General features: G+C 45.3%; 11 protein-coding genes. All 11 read left to right on the top strand.

Translation table 11 applies throughout. The features are described from left to right. Positions 1–3 precede the first annotated feature (3 nt). Positions 4–2,034, top strand: a complete 2,031-nt coding sequence (prc, locus tag ACNKW2_RS08840) for a carboxy terminal-processing peptidase (RefSeq protein WP_419148230.1) — start codon at positions 4–6, stop codon at positions 2,032–2,034. Positions 2,035–2,235: 201 nt separating this feature from the next. Beyond that, positions 2,236–3,699, top strand: a complete 1,464-nt coding sequence (nhaC, locus tag ACNKW2_RS08835; RefSeq protein ID WP_419148229.1) for a Na+/H+ antiporter NhaC — start codon at positions 2,236–2,238, stop codon at positions 3,697–3,699. A gap of 99 nt (positions 3,700–3,798) precedes the next feature. After that, complete coding sequence (gene pepN, locus ACNKW2_RS08830; RefSeq protein WP_419148228.1) at positions 3,799–6,384, top strand: aminopeptidase N; 2,586 nt, start codon at positions 3,799–3,801, stop codon at positions 6,382–6,384. A gap of 6 nt (positions 6,385–6,390) precedes the next feature. Next, positions 6,391–6,612 carry a DUF2835 domain-containing protein gene (locus tag ACNKW2_RS08825; RefSeq protein WP_336566188.1) on the top strand — a complete coding sequence of 74 codons (222 nt, stop codon included), beginning with the start codon at positions 6,391–6,393 and terminating at the stop codon, positions 6,610–6,612. Positions 6,613–6,861: 249 nt separating this feature from the next. Further along, a complete protein-coding gene (locus ACNKW2_RS08820; protein WP_419148227.1) occupies positions 6,862–8,961 on the top strand; it encodes a DUF1302 domain-containing protein in 2,100 nt (699 codons plus the stop codon). 11 nt (positions 8,962–8,972) lie between these two features. Further along, positions 8,973–10,340: a DUF1329 domain-containing protein gene (locus ACNKW2_RS08815; protein WP_419148226.1), complete on the top strand. Its 1,368-nt coding sequence runs from the start codon at positions 8,973–8,975 to the stop codon at positions 10,338–10,340. A gap of 78 nt (positions 10,341–10,418) precedes the next feature. Further along, positions 10,419–11,423 carry a WD40/YVTN/BNR-like repeat-containing protein gene (locus ACNKW2_RS08810; protein ID WP_419148244.1) on the top strand — a complete coding sequence of 335 codons (1,005 nt, stop codon included), beginning with the start codon at positions 10,419–10,421 and terminating at the stop codon, positions 11,421–11,423. Then, a complete protein-coding gene (locus ACNKW2_RS08805) occupies positions 11,423–13,744 on the top strand; it encodes an efflux RND transporter permease subunit (RefSeq protein WP_419148225.1) in 2,322 nt (773 codons plus the stop codon). Before ACNKW2_RS08810 ends, ACNKW2_RS08805 begins: the two co-directional genes overlap by 1 nt. 211 nt (positions 13,745–13,955) lie before the next feature. Further along, on the top strand, positions 13,956–18,794 hold the full coding sequence (locus ACNKW2_RS08800; protein ID WP_419148224.1) for an NAD-glutamate dehydrogenase: 4,839 nt from the start codon (positions 13,956–13,958) through the stop codon (positions 18,792–18,794). A gap of 151 nt (positions 18,795–18,945) precedes the next feature. After that, positions 18,946–19,956: a quinone-dependent dihydroorotate dehydrogenase gene (pyrD, locus tag ACNKW2_RS08795; protein ID WP_419148223.1), complete on the top strand. Its 1,011-nt coding sequence runs from the start codon at positions 18,946–18,948 to the stop codon at positions 19,954–19,956. A gap of 122 nt (positions 19,957–20,078) precedes the next feature. Then, a complete protein-coding gene (locus ACNKW2_RS08790) occupies positions 20,079–20,606 on the top strand; it encodes a cell division protein ZapC domain-containing protein (RefSeq protein ID WP_419148222.1) in 528 nt (175 codons plus the stop codon). Positions 20,607–20,657: the final 51 nt, after the last annotated feature.

The following is a 20,657-nucleotide window of genomic DNA, read 5'->3' as shown; positions in this document are numbered from 1 at the left end:
TATATGAGTAAAAAGTTGCCACTCATTTCCGCCGTAGCCGCTTTTGTATCGAGCATTGCCTTTGCCTCGACGAGCACTGTAACGATTGAGGACCTGCCTGTTCTCAAGCCCGAAGTGCAGCACACTACGGCAAGCAAACGGGTGACAAACTTATTTACTCGACAACATTACAAGCGCTTCAGCTTGAACGACAGTTTATCTGAAAAGGTATTTGATCGTTACGTTGAAGCGATTGACTTCAATAAAGCGTTGTTATTACAAAAAGACATTGCTCAGTTTGAGCAATATCGTAAGCAGTTCGACGACGCTTTGATCTCTGGCAAACTGGGTTTTGCTTATGAGCTGTTCAATTTAAGTATGAAGCGGCGCTTTGAGCGCTATGATTTTGCCGTAGCTCTGCTAGACCAAGAAATGAACTTCGAGCAACCTGATGAGTTTGTGTTTGATCGAGAAGACGTCAGCTATGCAACATCGGTGGCTGAGCTTGATGAATATTGGCGACAACGGGTTAAGTCTGATGCTTTACGCTTAAAGCTTACCGGTAAAGAATGGCCAGAAATCAAAGAAATTCTGACTAAACGTTATAAAAATGCCCAGAAGCGATTGGTGCAAACCAATAGTGAAGATGCATTTCAAGTTATTATGAATGCCTTCGCTCGTAGTATCGAGGCGCATACTTCTTATTTATCGCCGCGTCGTGCCGAACAATTCAAAATGGACATGGATCTAGAGTTAGAAGGCATAGGTGCGGTATTAAGCTATGACGAAGATTACACTGTGATCCGTAGTTTAGTGCCTGGTGGTCCTGCTGATAAAACAGAAAAACTGAAGCCGGAAGATAAAATCATTGGCGTTGCTCAAGACGACGAAGAGTTTGTAGATGTTATCGGTTGGCGTTTAGATGACGTCGTCGATTTAATCAAAGGCCCCAAAGGTACCACAGTTAGGCTGCAGTATTTGTCTGGTACTGATACCCACGGTACGCCCAAGGTGGTTGAAATCGTCCGTGATAAAGTCAAACTTGAAGACCGTGCCGTAAAATCTGAGGTCTTTGAAGCCGATTATTCTGACCTACAAAGTAAAATTGGGGTGGTTGAAATCCCAAGTTTTTACAACAATCTGTCACAAGACGTAAAGACTGAGATTGCCAAGCTTAAAGAAGCCAAAGTTGATGGCATTATTATCGACCTGCGGCAAAATGGCGGTGGCTCTTTGTATGAAGCCACGCAATTATCAGGCTTGTTTATTGATCAAGGTCCCGTGGTACAAATTCATACCGCCTATAATCGCGTCGAAAGTCAAAAAGACCGTGACGGTATCACTTTCTACGATGGCCCATTAACGGTATTGGTTGACCGCTATAGCGCTTCGGCCTCTGAGATTTTTGCTGCGGCCATGCAAGATTATGGTCGTGCCGTTGTCATCGGCGAACAAACCTTTGGTAAAGGCACCGTGCAACAGCACCGCGGTTTAGGCAAAAATTATGATATTTTTGACAACCCATTGGGTAGCGTTACCTATACCATAGCTAAGTTCTACCGCATTGACGGTGGTAGTACACAGCACAAAGGCGTTATTCCAGATGTATTATTGCCATCGGCTATCGAACCAGAAGAGTGGGGCGAAAGCCAAGAAGACAATGCCCTGCCATGGGACAGCATTGTCAGAGCTAAGTACTCCAGTTTGGACAACTTATCGCCGGTAGTGAAGTATCTAAATGACAGACACAACAAGCGGGTTAAAGACGAGCCTGAGTTTGCCTATATATATCAAGACATTGAACAATACAAAGAGCGTAAAGACGATAAGACCATCTCTTTAGTGGAAAAGGAACGCATCAAAGAGCGTGAAGAAAGAGATGCACTGATGCTGAAACGGGCAAACGAGCGCTTAAAGCGTCTGGGTTTAGAGCCTGTTGAAGATCTCGATGATGCTCCGGACATTGTTTCTGAACTTGACCCCTATTTAGAAGAGGCGGCGTTAATTACGCAAGACCTTATCTCCTATGGTCGTTTAGCAAAAAACGACAGATAAAGATAAAAGGCGCAATTAAGCGCCTTTTTTCATTACTTTTACTTTACAATTTTTGCTATCATCTGGCAGATCCAATTATCGATACCAAATTGAGCCAATGCCGCTTAACATGATGCGGTGAGAGTTAGCGATAGAGTAACAGTGCCCGGTATCGTTAAGAATAATTATAAGCATGTGTCGTCGTGCGTGGGAGTAATCCGTTTGAAACAACAAAAACAACCGTCATTTATCGATGCCTTAATTCCAATTACGTTGTTGGTGGCATTACTTGGGGCCGCTGTTTACTTATATGGTGACAGTTCTTCATCTGGCCCAAATCAAATTGCATTATTATTTGCAACCTTCACTGCAGCCTTAATCGGCTTGAAAAATGGCTATACCTGGAAAACCCTTGAAGAAGCAATGATCAAAGGGATCACCATTTCACTTGGTGCCATTATTATTCTTCTTATGGTCGGGGCCTTGATTGGTACTTGGCTGTTATCGGGGACTGTACCAACACTCATTTATTATGGCTTACAGATTATCAACCCCAGCTGGTTTTACGCGGCGAGCTGCTTAATATGTGGCATTGTGGCTATGAGCATTGGTAGCTCTTGGACTACTGCAGCAACCATTGGTGTGGCCTTACTAGGGGTCGCTACGGGTCTAGGATTAGATCAAGTGGTTACGGCAGGGGCGGTTATCTCAGGCGCCTACTTTGGCGATAAGCTAAGTCCTCTATCTGAAACCACTAACTTAGCACCAGCGGTTGCTGGCAGCGATTTATTTGAGCACATTCAACACATGCTTTGGACCACGGTTCCAAGCTTTATTATTGCGCTGATTATCTTTATTTTTATGGGCTTTAACGCTGAGGTATCCAGTGAGGCGGGGCGCATAGAAGAAATCGTTACTATCCTTGAAGCCAATTTTAATATCAACATCATGATGCTGGTGCCTCTTATTGTGTTATTGGCGTTAGCGATTAAAAAAATGCCTGCTTTTCCAGCCATTTCAATTGGAGCCGTAATGGGGGCTGTGTGGGCGGTGCTGTTCCAAGGGGAGCTCATTGCTAGCCAAATTGATGGTAGTCAAGGTGAGCTTATCGGCCAAGTGAAATTGGTGTGGGCAACGTTTTTTGACGGCTTTAGCTTGCAAACCGGTGATAGCAACATGGACGACTTACTGAGCGGTGGCGGCATGTCATCGATGCTAACCACCACTTGGTTGGTGATGACGGCATTAATGTTTGGTGCCATTATGGAAAAAACCGGCTTGTTGGATGTCTTTGTGCGCAGCATACTTAAAATTGCGAAAAGCACTGGCTCTCTTATTGCCTCGACCATTGCTACGTGTATTGGTACCAACTTAGTGGCGGCCGATCAGTATATTGCCATTGTGGTGCCTGGACGTATGTTCAAAGAAGAATATAAAAAACGCGGCCTGAAAAGCGTTAACCTGTCACGCACACTGGAAGATGGTGGCACCATCACCAGTCCACTGATCCCATGGAATACTTGTGGTGCCTATATGCAAAGCGTACTGCTAATTAACCCGTTTGATTACGCTATGTATGCCTTTTTCAATCTGATCAATCCGTTTTTAGCGGTCATTTATGCGTACCTTGGGGTGAAAATTTTAAAAATTGACCCACCGCACATGACAGCTGAAAAACAGAACTAAATTTGCTCTGTTGCGTATCCTATAATGTGAGATAGGATAGGCGATAATGAAGTCTCTCAATCGCCCCATTTTGTTGGGGCGTTTTTGTAAGGAATAATTATGACCGATAAACCACAGGCCAAGCGCTTGGCCGACTATCAAGCTCCTAGTCATGCGGTATCTGATTTAGCGCTTACCTTTGAGCTTAGTCCGAGAAACACCTTAGTGACAGCAGTCAGTAATATGACGGCTCAGCAAGGCGCAACGGAGTTAACTCTGGATGGCGTAGATTTAGAGCTGGTAAGCTGCAAAGTAAACGGCCAAGCTTGGCCGCATACACAATTGGCTGAGCAAAGTCTTACTTTGACCGAGTTACCTGCTGCATTCGAGCTCAAAATTGTCACTCGCTTATCGCCGCAAACCAATACTTCGTTGGAAGGCCTGTACTTATCCGATGGTGCGTATTGCACCCAGTGCGAAGCCGAAGGCTTTCGTAAGATCACCTATTTTCTTGACCGCCCCGATGTGTTAACCACTTACACGGTTGAGATTATTGCCGAAAGCAAATTTAAACATTTATTATCCAATGGTAATAAAGTTGCTGAAGGCTACCTAGAAGATGGTCGCCACTTCAGTAAATGGCACGACCCCCATAAAAAGCCCAGCTATTTATTTGCTCTTGTTGCTGGTGATTTTGATGTGCTTGAAGACAGCTATGTTACTAAGTCGGGTCGTACTGTGGCGCTGGCCTTGTACGTTGACAAAGGTAATTTAAACAAGGCTCCGCATGCCATGACCTCTTTGAAAAAGGCCATGGCTTGGGATGAAGAGCGCTTTAATCTGGAATACGACTTAGACATTTACATGATAGTGGCTGTTGACTTTTTCAACATGGGGGCCATGGAGAATAAAGGCCTTAATGTGTTTAACAGTGCTTGCGTGTTAGCCAGTCAAGAAACCGCCACAGATAGGGACTTTCACACTATTGAATCAATTGTGGGACACGAGTATTTTCATAACTGGACTGGTAACCGAGTAACGTGTCGTGATTGGTTCCAATTGAGCCTCAAAGAAGGGTTAACGGTATTTCGCGATCAAGAATTTAGTAGCGATCTGGGTTCCCGTGGACTCAATCGCATCGATGCGGTGATGGCGATGCGCAATCATCAATTTGCAGAAGACGCCGGGCCAATGGCGCATCCAATTCGACCGAAACAAGTCATCGAAATGAACAACTTCTACACCGTCACCGTGTATAACAAAGGGGCAGAAGTGATCCGCATGATGCACACCTTGTTAGGTGAAGAGAAATTCCAACAGGGCATGCAATTGTATTTTCAGCGCCATGATGGCCAAGCGGTCACCTGTGATGACTTTGTTAATGCCATGATGGATGCCTCAGGTACTGATTTAACTCAGTTTAAGCTTTGGTACGAGCAGTTTGGTACACCAACATTGACGGTCGAAACCCAGCACTGTCAACAAACCCAGCGCTATACCTTAACCGTCACTCAGCAACATGCGGCAAATGATCCAGTGAGCGCTCCACTGCATATCCCATTCAAGTTAGAACTACTTGACCCTGCTGGCAATAGCATTGCCTTGAAAACCAACGGCAGCGAAATAGAGCACGCTTTAGACATCACCGAAATGACGCAGTCATTTGTGTTTGAAAACGTGGCAGAGAAGCCTATTCCAGTATTACTAGAAGATTTCTCGGCACCAGTTAAGTTGAATTATGAGTATCAGTTTGCAGAGCTAATTCATATTCTAAAATACGCGCGCAGTGATTACGCTCGTTGGGAGGCGGTGCAACAGGCTTATATCTTGGCTGCAAAACATGCGGTTGCCAAAGGCGAAGCCAAGCTGGAGCAGGGCGTTTTGGATGCCTTATTGGCACTAGTTGAGTCGCGCTCGGGAGATTTAGCGCTATTAGCTGAGTTGCTGGCATTACCGACCTTTGACACCTTAGCCGCGCATTTTGACGTTGTTCCTGTTGATGAACTCAATGATATTATTGCTCAGTTTGAGCTACAAATCGCCACTCACTTACAGTCGAGTTTAGAGCAAGCTTACCAAGCGTTAGAACAAAGTGGCAGTCTCAGTGCCGCTGACATTGCAGTACGGGCATTTAAAAACAAAGCCCTGTTTTACTTGGCTAAAACCGATGCCAATATGGTCAATGCCGCCATTGAACAGCAATTTGCCAGCAGCAATATGACCACTAAATTAGCGGCGTTAAAAGCCGTTGTTGCGGCGAAGCACGATGCCATGCCCAGCTTGTTTGAGCAATTTGATAGTCAATGGCGTCATGATAGCTTGGTAATGGATAAGTGGTTTGCCCTTCGAGCCAGCTTTGATGACGAAGCGGTGATCACTGACATTCAATCACTGTATAGTCACCCATGTTTTGATAAAGGCAACCCGAATCGAGTACGCGCGTTAGTGGCCAGCTTCGCTCGCGCGAATCCAAGGCAGTTCCATCGCCTTGATGGTAAGGGCTATCAATTATTGGGCGATTTACTGATAGAGCTTAATGAGATTAATCCGCAAAACGCTTCGCGCATGATCACGCCATTTATGGCATGGCAACGTTATGACTCCACTAGACAGCAACTTATGCGTGCCCAGCTGCAGCGTTTAGCCGACTTGCCTAATCTCAGCGACGACTTGTATGAAAAAGTAGTAAAAGCACTGGAGCGATGATGTTAGATGAAAGAGTACTTTTTTTACATGGATCTCAGCTATAAGCAGTGTCTTGGCTACTACTATGGCCATTACACTTCTGTGCAAGTACTTGAAGATGGCGGGAAAACAATTCGTTTTCCCGCTGAACACCTACGCCGGTTTATTTCTTCAATTGGCATAAGGGGACGCTTTCGCCTTATTTTGGATGATAATAATAAGTTTTTGTCGTTAGAAAAGGTAATTTAAACCTACCTAACTGCAAAACATATTTTATTTTTGTTAAATGGGTTTGTTATAAGCTTAAATTACGTGTTATAAATTATCTGGTAGGACGTCTTACCAAGAGTAAAATGCGCCCCTAGAAGCGAAAATGCGTTGATTTAGTAGAGCAGTATTTGTATTTTCGTTATTTCGCTTCTAATGTTTAGACAACAAAAAACAATAACTTCAGAGTCAGTTGGCTCTAGAAATGACCCGCCAAAAGGGGGAGATATAATGATAAAAAGATCGCTCTTTGTGAAAAACAAAATCATGCTCGGTCTTAGTGCGGCAGCAATGGGAATGGCTGCATCATCGGTACATGCTGCCAGCTTTGATGTTGGTGAATTTGAAGTGACATTCGATTCGACGTTTTCTTACGGACAAAGCATCCGCGTAGAAGACCGCAACTTTGATTACATTGGTAAAAGTAATCATCCACGCTTCGATTGGACAGGATACAAAGCCAGTACTGGCAATACCATTTATTCTTCAGCGCAAGTTTGGTCACAACCAGGTGCTTATTCAAACAATGGTGATGCTGGTAACCTTAACTTCGATTCTGGTGATACTTTCTCGCAACTGCTCAAAGGCACGCATGATCTTGGCATTAGCAAAGATAACTTCGGTCTCTTTACCCGTTTCATGTACTTCTATGACTTTGCCATGGAAGACGGTGACTTTGCGTACAAAAATCCTGTTTCAGGCCGCCAAGTAGACCCTTGTGAAGACGACAACACCAGTGAACAAGTATGTTCTGACCTGCGTTTACTCGATGCCTTTGTATGGGCGGATTTTGATCTGAACAATGGCATGAACCCATTGTCGATTCGCCTTGGTCAACAAGTAGTGAACTGGGGTGAAAGTACACTTATCTCGCACGGCATCAACGTCAACCCAGTTGATATTGATCGTCTCAAAGCGCCGGGCTCTGAAGTGAAAGAAGCGTTTATTCCGGTTGGCATGTTATGGGCATCCATGGTGTTGACTGATAACATTACCTTGGAAGGCTTCTATCAATATGATTGGCATGAAACCCGCCTACCTGCGTCAGGTAGCTATTTTTCGACCAATGACTTTGCGTCTGAAAGTGGCTACATGCAGAACATTCAGTTGGGCTTTACCTCTAACCCAGACATCGACCTATACCACCTAACCGACGCATTAAACAGTTTATATACTGATGCGGCGGCGATGTTAGTTGCCCAAGGTGTAGAACCTACGCAACAAGCGGTGGCCAGCGCTGCGGCGTCTATGTACTTGTCTTATCCAACTAAAGTGGCACTAAAAGGCAAGGGCAACAATGGTAAAACAGAGCCTGATGACGGCGGTCAATATGGCCTACGTTTGGGCATTTATTCTCCAGAGCTAAACGACACTGAGTTCGGCCTGTATTATATTAATTATCATAGCCGTCGCCCTTATATTTCTGGTAAGGCGTCTAACTTTACTGACCAAGCAATCATGTCAGACCTGGCTTATATTGCTGGTAACCAAATCACAGAAGACAACATCACCAATCTACAAGCGTTCACGCAAGGCCAGATTGTCTACCCTGAAGACATTAAACTTTATGGTTTAAGCTTCAACACCGCAATCGGCGAAACGGCGTTGTCAGGTGAAGTGGCATTCCGTCAAGATGAGCCGCTGCAAATTGATGACGTTGAGTTACTTTATGCCGGTATGGTTGAACAACTTGCTCTGGCAGGACGCCGCGATGACTTCGCTGGTTTATCACAGCTAAGCCAAGGTGATGACGTAGCATATGTCGAACCAGGTGAAGTCGCTCAGGGGTTCATCTTGCGTGATACTATTCAAGCACAAATGACAGCAACACACCTATTTGGCCCATCTTTGGGTGCCGATAGCTGGGCTGTAGTTGGTGAAGTGGGTGCGGTTACCATTAAAGACATGCCTGAATATGACGAGCTGCGCTTAAACGTTGCCGGTACTGGTCGTAGTGGCGTGATTGAGGGGTTGTCGGGTCGTGATTACGGCTTATTACATCAGGCTATTTCAAATGGCCCTGAAGTGAACCCGTTCCCCACGGCGTCTGCATGGGGTTACCGTTTAATTGCTAAAGGTCAGTACAACAACCTATTTAGCGGCGTAAACTTCTCACCTAAAGTGGTGTTTTCTCACGATGTTAATGGTATTACGCCAGATCCAATGTTCTTATTCATTGAAGATCGCAAGTCACTGGGGCTCAACCTTAACTTTAACTACCTCAATAAGTGGTCGTTTGACTTTGGTTACAACACCTTCTGGGGTGGTGGTAAAACCAATACATTTGCCGACCGTGACTTCGTTTCATTTAATATCAAGTATTCAATTTAAGGGCTTTCGATATGTTTAGAAAACCTAGTGTTATTGCAGCAACAATAATAACAATGATGTCAGCGTCTAGTGCGATGGCGAAAATGACTGCCGAAGAAGTTGCTCGCCTTGGCAAAGACTTAACTCCCATTGGTGCCGAGAAGGCAGGCAATGAGGATGGCAGTATTCCGGCGTGGACCGGTGGCATTACTAAGCCGCCTGCAGGTTATGAGCCGGGGATGCACCACCCAGACCCTTATGCAGATGACAAAGTGCTATTCACCATCGATAAATCAAACCTGGATCAGTACAAAGAATTTTTAAGCCCAGGCCAAATTGCCATGTTCGAAACGTATCCTGATACGTTCAAAATGAACATTTACCCAACTCGCCGCAGTGCTGCGTATCCTGAGTTCGTGTATGAAGCGACAAAAAAATACGCCACAACAGCAGAGTTAATTGAAGGTGGTAACGGGATTAAAAATACGGCCATCGGTATTCCGTTTCCAGTGCCAGAAAATGGTCTAGAAGCGATTTGGAACCACTTGCTGCGTTTCCGTGGGCTTTCAATTGCCCGTTACGGCGGTCAAGCGATGCCAACTGAGTCGGGTGCTTATAACGTCATTGGCTTCGATGAAAAGTTATTGGTTAAGTACTCGGCCAAAGACGCCACACCAGAGGCACTGCAAGAATCAAATATTCTGTTCAAGTTTAAGCAGAAGGTCACTGAACCTGCTCGTCTAGCGGGTACTGCGTTACTGGTTCATGAAACCATGGACCAAATTCTAACGCCACGCCAAGCATGGACTTACAATACTGGCCAACGTCGCGTAAGACGTGCACCAAACGTCGCGTATGATGCACCAGGAACCGCGTCAGACAGCTTACGTACAACCGATGACTTCGATATGTTTAATGGCTCACCTAACCGTTACGACTGGAAGCTAGTGGGCAAGAAAGAGATGTACATCCCGTACAACAGCTACAAGCTGCACAGCGATAAAATAAGTTATGACGACATTCTTCATGCCGGTCACATCAACCCTGATCTAGTGCGTTATGAAAAGCACCGTGTTTGGGTAGTGGAAGCGAACCTGAAAGAGGGCACACGTCATATCTATAAGAAACGTGTATTCTACATTGATGAGGACAGCTGGCAGATCCACGTTGCTGATATTTACGATAACCGCGACCAAATGTACCGTGTCGCCATGGCTCATGGTCTTAACTACTACGAAGTGCCAACGCACTGGAGTACGTTAGACGTGTATTACGATCTTAACTCGCGTCGTTACCTAGCCATTGGTTTAGATAACGAAGAAGACATGTACGACTTTAGCCAGTCGTTTAACGACAACGAATTTACCCAAGGCGCATTGCGTCGTGAGGGACGTCGTTAATAGACTATCTTAGGCTGGGGCCATCCTAGGCTCCAGCCCATTTCTCCATTCCTCTCAGAACTCGAGTGTTTTCTCATGATGAAGAAGTTAGTAGCAGCCTCGATGATTTGCATGGCACCGGTTGCGATGGCGAACGCCGATAACGCAAATGCGCCGCAACCAGCATTGATGGTGGCAAACCCACAGCAAACATTATTTACTGATATTACCGATAATGGCGATGCCATTGTGGCAGTAGGTAAACATGGCACTATTATTTATCGACCTAAACAACAAGCTCAATGGCAACAAGCTGAGGTACCAGTGCAATCCTTGTTGACCGCGGTAACATTTAAAAGCCCTGAGCTTGGCTGGGCGTGTGGCCATGATGCCAGTATTATAAAAACAACCGACGGTGGTAAAAGCTGGCAGTTACAACAATATTTACCACAGTTAGAGCGCCCTTGCTTAGATATAGAGTTTATTGACAAGCAGCGAGGTTACGCCATTGGTGCCTATGGCATGTTCTATGAAACGAAGGACGGCGGGCAAACATGGCAAAAACGCTTTATCAATGAATTTGTCCACCCCGATGACGTTGACTATTTAAATGATTTAAAAGAGCAAGACCCAGAAGCTTATGAAATAGAAACCGCCTATATCTTGCCGCACTTTAACCGTATTTTGTTCGCCGCAGAGAATACCTATTTGGTTGGTGAAATGGGGTTAGTTGCTGTCAGTAAGGACCAAGGCCAGTCATGGCAACGACTTCCACAGTTTTATCGTGGCTCATTCTTTGCTGTTGCCAAAAGCAATGCCGACGAACTCTTGGTCGCAGGACTAAGAGGCAATATTTATGTTCAGCAAGATGGTGAGATGCAGCACTTAGAGACATCGTACTCGGCAACGGTAAACAGCATTCTCAATGCGCCAGAGCGTACTTTCCTATTTGCCAATAGTGGCGTTATTTACCGCCTAGAAAATGGCCAACTAAGTGCCACTCAAATGAAAAATGGGCAGTCCATCATGGCTGGGGTATTACACGGTGAGCAGTTAATACTGGCCACTGAGCAGGGGATTGCGGAAGTAGAGGTTAAGCCATAATGCAAGCGTTTTTAAATCAACTCGTTTATGCCATTTTTCGGCATCGTATTACCGTAGTGACCTTCTTTGCGTTGGCCACTGTGTTTTTAGGCTTTAAAGCCACTCAAATTCAGCTCGACGCTTCGTTCAATAAAAATATTCCGCTTAATCACGAATACATGAAAGTGTATACCAAGCACGAAGAGCAGTTTGGCGGCGCCAACAGCATTTTAATATCAGTATGTGACCGCGATGGCGATATTTTTAATGAAGCCTTCTTCACTCAGTTAAAAGCGGTACACGATCAACTTTATTTTATTCCAGGGGTTAACCGCCCATTGGTTAATTCAATCTTTGCCCCCAGCGCGCGTTTTGTCGAAGTGGTTGAAGATGGTTTTGCCGGCGGGCCAATTATACCGGCAAACTTTGAGCCAACCGAGCAAGGGCTTGCTGTTGTAAAACAAAACATTGAAAAAGCAAAAATCGTTGGCCGTATGGTGGCCAGTGACTATTCCTGCGCCATGGTCAGTGCCCAGTTAATGGAGATCGATCCGCAAACCCAAGAAAAACTGGATACCTTGGCGTTTGCAGAAAAACTAGAAAGCCAAATTCGCGAACCATTAAGCACAGACAAAGTCAGCATTCATATTATTGGTTTTGCCAAAATGGCAGGTGATATTGCCGATGGCGCCAAAGGTGTGGTGCTATTTTTTGCCCTAGCCATCGCCTTCACGTTCGTCATGGTGTGGATGTTCTGTAAAAGCTTTAAGCTAACTCTGTTGCCTATTGCTTGTTCCTTTATTGCTGTTATTTGGCAGATGGGTTTGCTTAGCACCCTAGGCTTTGGTGTTGACCCGATGTCGATTTTGGTGCCTTTCTTAGTCTTTGCCATTGGTGTTAGCCATGGCGTACAGATGATTAATGCCATTGGCAAAAAGGTGGCTGAAGGCGTGAGCTGTAAGGTGGCCGCTGAAGCCAGCTTTAAGGCGTTATTAATCCCTGGCGGCATCGCGCTACTGTCCGACACTGTGGGCTTTTTAACCTTACTTGCTATTGATATTGGCATCATTCGTGAGCTGGCCATTACGGCAAGTTTAGGGGTGGCGGTGATCATTTTCACCAACCTAGTGCTACTCCCTGTTTTAGCTTCCTTCTTTGACTCCGCAAAAATGCGACGCATAGGGGATGGTAAAAACACCAGTCACAGCGTGTTTGAAAGCGTGCGTGAGGCATTAGTTAAAACCACTGATAAAAAAGTTGCTCGGGTTATTCTGCTGGTCAGCGTGGTGTTATTTGCGCTTGGGTACTGGCAAGCCGATAAGATGCGCATTGGTGACCTTCATGCCGGAGCGCCGGCTCTGCATCAAGATGCCCGATACAACCAAGATACCTTTTTAATATCTGACCGCTATGCCATCTCTTCAGACATTCTCAAAGTGATTGTTGAGGCATTTCCAGCCGCCTGTACTGATCACGATACCATGGATAGGATCAGCCGCTTCCAATGGCGAGTAGAGAATTTACCTAGTGTGCAGTCAGCGGTGTCGTTAAGCTCGGTGGCACAGTCGGTGAATGCTGGATATAACGAAGGCAACTTAAAATGGCAAACGCTACCAAGAAACAGCGCTTCTTTAGTGCAGGCGACTTCGCGGGTGGAAACCAGCACTGGGCTGTTAAATGGCGACTGCTCCGTGATGCCCATCGTGATCTTTATGGAAGACCATAAAGCGGAATCCATTGATTTAGTGGTGTCGAAAATCAAAACCTTTGCTGAGGAAGAAGGCAACGATAAAGTGGCATTCCGTCTTGCCTCTGGCCCCATTGGTGTGATGGCTGCAACAAACGAGTCGGTGTCGGCGGCACAAGTTCCGATGATGATCTATGTCTATGGAGCGGTCATCTTGCTGTGCTTAATCAGCTTCAGAAGCGTAAAAGCAACCATTGCTGTGGTGCTGCCGCTGTATATTGTATCAACACTGGCACAAGCATTAATGGTGCAGCTAGAGATTGGCTTAACGGTATCCACCTTACCCGTTATTGCGTTAGGTGTGGGTATAGGTGTCGATTATGGCATTTATATTCTATCCTCTATGATGGGACAGCTAAAACAAGGTATGCCGCTGTCAGTTGCATACAGAAATGCATTGGCTGAACGAGGAAGCGCGGTACTGTTTACGGGGATCACCTTAGCAATTGGTGTGAGCACGTGGATTTTCTCTGCGCTGAAGTTCCAGGTTGATATGGGGATACTATTAACCTTCATGTTCTTGGTCAATATGCTGGGTGCTGTGTTGCTTTTACCAGCAATTGGAACGCTGATCTGGTCTGACCAGAAAAAATAATGTGAATAAATGTGCTCCTTTTTATTTGGTATTGGCGATTAATATCTATTTTTTGTGAATAGAACAGCAAACAGCTGAAAAGCTTGAAATGTTTTCGCCAAAAAGGCTGTTTATTAGCGTCAGAAAGGTTAGAATTTACCTGACTCCACGCTAATACACAGCTGTACAAATAATCTACCGTTCAAAGGTGGTATAGATTAAGGAACACATAATGACACAAAATGAAGGCACAGCTTCAGTTATCCTAGATAACGTCTGCAAGCTCATCCACAAAAAAGTCCATGCTGACAAAGTGTCACTAGTCGAAACGTTTGCCAAAACCTTGTACAGCAACATGTCTAAAGAGGATTTGGCACTCCGTAACGACAGTGACCTATATGGCGCAGCATTGAGCCTTTGGAACTCGCTGGAAAAAAACACCTCGGATGATGCAGTCATTCGTGTATTTAATCCAGAGGTGGCAAAAGATGGATGGCAATCATCGCATACAATCGTCGAGATCATAGCTAAAGATATGCCGTTTTTGGTCGATTCCGTGCGCATGGCGATGAATCGCAAAAACATAGTCTCTCACCTATTATTGCACTCTCCGCTAAAATTAAAACGAAACGATGACGGTCACATCACGGCGTTATCAAACCTAAAAGCAGAGCAGCAATCGACGTCAACAAAAACCGTTTTCTTCATTGAAATCGACAGACAAACGGATAACAAGGCGATTGCCGAGTTCAAAGCCGAGCTCGAGTCAGTATTAAATGACGTATCTGTGGCCGTGGCCGACTGGAAACCAATTCGTGACCGTTTAGTCAGTGTCAGCAAAGAACTCCCTAAGCGCCACTACAGCTGTTCGAAAGCAGAAGTGGACGAGGCGGTTGAGTTTTTAGACTGGCTGGTCAGCGATAACTTTACCTTTATGGGCTATCGCCAATATGATCTCAACCCGGTAAAAGGCGACTACGAATTAAAGCCAGTTGAAGGTACTAGCCTAGGGTTAATGAAAAACTCAGGCGATGATCATATTCGCTTACTGTCTGAGCTGCCAGAAGTGGCGCGCAAAGAAGCCCGCAGTAATAATTTATTGATCCTAACCAAAACCAATTCTTTATCCCGCGTTCATCGTCCTGCCTATATTGATTATGTCGGCATTAAGCGTTTTGACGATAAAGGCAACGTAGTGGGTGAAGACCGTTTCATTGGTTTGTTCTCCTCTAGCTTCTACAACAACAGCGCAGCCGATGTGCCGGTTCTGAAAAGCAAAATCAACCGCATTATGGAGCAATGCGATTTTGCTCAAGGCACTCACGCTTATAAAGCGGTATTGAATATTCTGGAAACCTATCCACGTGATGAATTAGTGCAAGCCCGTGAAGGCGAGCTGCTAGAAGTGGCAATGGGCGTTCTACAAACCCAAGAGCGCGATATGTGTCGCTTATTTGTGCGTAAAGATGTCTATGGTCGCTTTTTCTCTTGCATGGTGTATGTACCAAGAGAGCGCTACAACACCGCACTTCGTCGCGAGACACAACAGCTGTTAGCACGTGCATTTAACTCCAATGAAAAAGTGGAGTTCACCACCTTCTTCTCAGAATCAACGCTGGCACGTACCCATTACATTGTCCGTGTTGATGACAACAATATAGATTATAACGTGAAAGATATTGAAAATAATTTGGTAGAAGCTGCCCGTACTTGGGGCGACAAACTACAAGCCGCACTACTTGAGAAAAATGGCGAGTCACGTGGCAACGAGCTCAATCGTAAATATGCCAATGCTTTCCAGCACGCGTATCGCGATCAAGTACTACCTAGCGCTGCGGTAGTCGATATTGAGAAGTTGGAACTGTTAAACGATGAAAACAAGCTGGAAATGCTATTTTATCGTCCGCAAGAAGAAGCCAGCTCGCAGCAAGTACGCTTAAGCTTGTTCCATAAAGATGAGCCTATTCACTTATCAGACGTGATGCCAATGCTTGAAAACTTTGGTCTGCGCGTAATTGGTGAAACGCCGTATGAAGTGAAAACCACCGATGGCCAAGTGAACTGGATCATGGACTTCTCTATGCTGATCGACAGCAAAGGGGCAACGGATTTTGATAAAATCTCAGCACGCTTCCGCGCAGCACTGACCAATGTGTGGAATAATCGCCTAGAAAATGACGGCTTTAACCGTTTAGTGCTTTTAGGTGGCCTGACTGGCCGTGAAGCGTCGATATTGCGAGCTTACGCGAAATACATGCGCCAAATTGGTGTTACTTTCTCGCAATCGTATATTGAAAACACGTTTGATCGTTACCCGCACATTGCGGCGATGATCGTTGAGTTGTTTGTCAAAAAGTTCAAGCCAAATAAAGTTGCCAGCGAGAAAACCTTAACCAAATTAGTCGACGCCATTCATCATGAATTAGAAAATGTCGCTAACCTAGATGATGACCGTATCATCCGTCTTTACGTTGATATGATCAACGCCACGCTGCGCACCAACTTCTTCCAGAAAGAACAAGATGGCAGCAATAAAACCTATACCTCGTTTAAGATTCAACCGAGTGCGGTTCCAGATATGCCATTGCCGCTGCCGGCATTTGAAATCTTCGTTTACTCACCTCGTATCGAAGGTGTTCACCTACGTGGTGGTAAAGTTGCACGTGGTGGTTTACGTTGGTCTGACCGCCGTGAAGACTTCCGTACCGAGGTGCTAGGTCTGGTAAAAGCACAACAAGTGAAAAACACCGTGATTGTGCCGGTAGGCTCGAAAGGTGGCTTTGTTTGTAAACAGCTGCCAAGTGAGCGCGAAGCTTTCTTTAAAGAAGGCCAAGAATGCTACAAAATCTTTATCCGTGGTCTGTTAGACATTACTGATAACATTATCCATGGCGAAATCGTACCGCCAACCGATGTTGTTCGTCACGATGAAGATGACCCATATTTGGTTGTCGCGGCGGATAAAGGCACGGCGACGTTCTCAGATATTGCTAACGGCATTGCCGATTCTTACAATTTCTGGCTTGGTGATGCCTTTGCATCAGGTGGTTCGATTGGTTATGACCACAAGAAAATGGGGATCACGGCGAAAGGGGCATGGGAATCGGTTAAACGTCATTTCCGTGAGATGGACATCGACTGTCAGAGCACTGACTTTACCGCTGTTGGTATTGGTGACATGGGTGGTGATGTATTTGGTAACGGTATGTTGTTGTCTAAGCATATTCGACTACAAGCGGCATTTAACCATATGCACATCTTTATCGATCCAAACCCAGATGCGGCTTCTTCGTATGCCGAGCGTGAACGCTTATTTAATCTACCGCGCTCAAGTTGGGAAGATTATAACAAAGAGCTTATTTCGCAAGGGGGCGGGGTATTCTCTCGTGCTGCTAAAGCCATTACCCTAACTGCCGAAATTAAGAAAATGCTCGGCACTAAAAAATCCAGCATGACGCCTAATGAGCTGATCCGCGCACTACTGAAAATGCCGGTGGACCTATTATGGAATGGCGGTATTGGTACCTACATTAAATCAGCCAGTGAAACCGATGCCGAAGTGGGCGACCGCGCTAATGATGCATTGCGTATTAACGGCGGCGAAATGGGCGCGAAAATCTTTGGCGAAGGGGGTAACCTAGGTGCGACTCAGCTTGGTCGTATTGAATTCGCCTCTAAAGGTGGCCGTATAAACACCGACTTTATTGATAACGTTGGTGGCGTTGCCTGTTCGGATAACGAAGTCAATATTAAGATCTTACTTAACGGCCTAGTTGCTGAAGGCGATCTGACTAAGAAGCAACGTGATGAGTTGCTCTATTCCATGACCGACGAAGTCTCTGAACTAGTGCTGAAAGATTGTTATCGTCAAACCCACACTTTATCGGTAACCAAGTCCAAAGGTGCAGCCACACTGAAAGAAAAAGTGCGCTTTATTCATGCACTTGAAAAAGAAGGTAAACTGGACCGTAATATTGAGTTCTTACCTTCTGACGAAGAATTATCAGAGCGTGCAGCCGCAGGTGAAGATTTAACTCGTCCAGAGCTTTCGGTACTGGTTTCTTACTCAAAAATGGTGCTAAAAGAAACCCTAGTGGTGGATGAGATCACTGAGAACCCATACTACCGTCAGCTATTAGTGAAATCTTTCCCAGTGCCACTGCGTGAACGCTTTAATGCCGCGATGGATAACCATCCACTGCGTAAAGAGATCATTGCAACCAAGTTGGCCAACAACATCGTCAATGATATGGGTCTAAACTTTATGATCCGTATGCACGAAGAAACCGGTGCAAGTGATGCAGAAATCGCCATCAGCTACAGCATTGCCAGCGCGATTTTTGACATGAAGGAAACTTGGGGAGCCATTTCGGCCCTTGATAATAAGATCCCAGCAGCGGTACAAACGGAAATGTTGTATCAGCTTCGTCGTACAGTTCGCCGTGCTACGCGCTGGTTCTTGCGCCACCGTGATAAGTCACTCAGCATTGAGCAAACCATTGACTTTTTCGCGCCAACATTCAAAGACTTGAGCACTAACTTGCACAACTATATGGTTGCTGAAGAAAGCGAACAAATCATTGATAAAGCACGCGACCTTGAAAACCAGGGCGTGCCGGCTGAATTAGCGCTGCGCATTGTGTCGTTATCAAGCTTGTTCTCAGTGATGGATTTGGCAGAAGTAGCGCATAGCTCGGGCCGTAAGATTTCAGTGGTGTCTAATACCTACTTTAAACTTGGTTCGAACATGGGCTTACATTGGTTCTTAGATCAAATCACAGCGCAACCAGTGGCTAACCATTGGCAAGCACTAGCACGTGCGTCTTACCGAGAAGAGCTCGATTGGCAACAGCGCTCGCTATCGGAAGTGGTATTGCATAGCTTTGATGGTGACGACAGTGATATTGATGAGCAAATTGAGCAATGGATGGACAAGCAAGCTGGCTTGTTACACCGTTGGCAGCAAATGCTTACCGAGTTTAAGACATCGCAGAGTCACGACTTTGCTAAGTTCTCGGTGGCACTGCGTGAGTTAATGTTGTTGAGTCATAACTGTGACACTTCCAAATAATTTATAAATCGCTACAATACCCCAGCTTTGCCTGGGGTATTTTTTTGTCTGACAGTGCCAGACAACACGAGTACTATGTTAGTCCATTTAGCTAAATTTATTATCCAGTGGCTTTAGCTAAGTCGATGAATACCAATACTGAGGAGCTTCCATGTTTTACGATCTTGCGCGTCGTTATATGTTTAATAAAGATGCAGAGTGGGCCCACGATTTTGCCCTTGGCAATCTTCGCCGCTTTGCCAATACTCCGTTGAGCTTAGCATGGTCGCAATCAGTGGCTGATAAACCAGTTAATTTTCTTGGCCTTGAATTAAAAAACCCAGTTGGCTTAGCCGCAGGCCTAGATAAAAACGCCGAATGTATTGATGCCTTTGCTCAAATGGGCTTTGGTTTTATCGAAGTAGGGACGGTGACACCGAGACCACAAGCGGGTAATGACAAACCACGAATATTCCGCTTGCCAGAAGCCCATGCCATTATTAACCGCATGGGATTTAACAATAAAGGTGTAGATAACCTAGTTAACAATGTAAAAGCAGCCAAATACGATGGTATTTTGGGGATCAACATAGGTAAAAACAAAGACACGCCAAACGAGCAGGGCAAAGATGATTACATTCACTGCATGAGAAAAGTATTTGAGCATGCTTCGTACATTACCGTGAATATTTCGTCACCGAACACGCCAGGGTTAAGAGATCTACAATATGGTGAAGCCTTAGATGATCTTTTACAAAGCCTTAAAAATGAACAAATGGATCTGATCGCAAAGCACAATAAATCGGTACCCATGTTGGTTAAAATTGCCCCGGATGTTGACAGCGTGCAATTAAATCAAATTGCGGAGTCGTTGCTGAATAATCGCATCGATGGCGTTATTGCAACAAACACAACACTGGCGCGAGATGCCGTGGCGGGAATGCAGTACGGCGATGAGGCCGGGGGCCTTTCTGGCCGACCGGTGCGAGAAAAATCAACTCATGTGGTGACTGAATTAAAGCGCATTACCGCTGGCAAACTTCCTATTATTGGAGTGGGTGGTATTGATAGTGCCGCGACGGCACAAGAAAAGTTCAGCGCTGGTGCCGATCTGGTTCAACTCTATACGGGCTTTATCTATGAAGGACCGAGTTTGATCAAAAAGATCGTTGATGCCTTATAATGATCATTCATATAACTAAATGATCAAAAGCAAAACGTTATTATAAAAAATTTTATCATTGCGTTTTTCGCGTTATACTCTCACTTATGGGAATAACAATAACACGTAAGTGGGAGTGAGTTTTGCAGGCGTCAAAAGAGTGGCAATGGATACGCTGCCAAGAACGAAATAGGTTAATGATTGACTTAGGCGAAGAGCTTGTGCTTTGTACGCCGTTTCGTGTCCGCCAGCTAACAGAAGACTCTGCTGCTAATCCCAACTTTAACCTCAATGAAGCGGAGTTCTATCAAAGCGTCTTTACCTATTTATGTGGCTTTGGTGTATGGAGTGAACCGCGCTGTTGTCAAATCGCGTTAAATGCCACCGCGGCTAAGTTTCATTTGCAACCCATGCAAGCAAAAAGTTGGTTTTTCCGTCCTTATCAAGGCGAACAAGCCGTTACCGAAGCGGTCATCAGCCTGCAGTCTAAACTCAGTCAGGGCGATTTCCTGATAATTGAACACGATCATCAAGCCAGCCTGTGTTTAAACTTGAATGATGGTTTTATGCTTGATGACGGCATTGCAATAGAGCAATTTCAAGCCATAAGAGTACTGAACGATCGTCTCGCGCCGCTATTGGTTTCGCAAAAAGCGCACCAAAGCGCCTAGACCATTTTACCTTGATTTAATTTACCATTTGCTACTGCAACTTCAGCAACC

The organism is Pseudoalteromonas 'SMAR', from assembly GCF_048515945.1.
Taxonomy (GTDB): Bacteria; Pseudomonadota; Gammaproteobacteria; order Enterobacterales; family Alteromonadaceae; genus Pseudoalteromonas.
The sequence above is the reverse complement of the archived record's forward strand: the minus strand, read 5'-3'. Positions and strand labels throughout refer to the sequence as shown.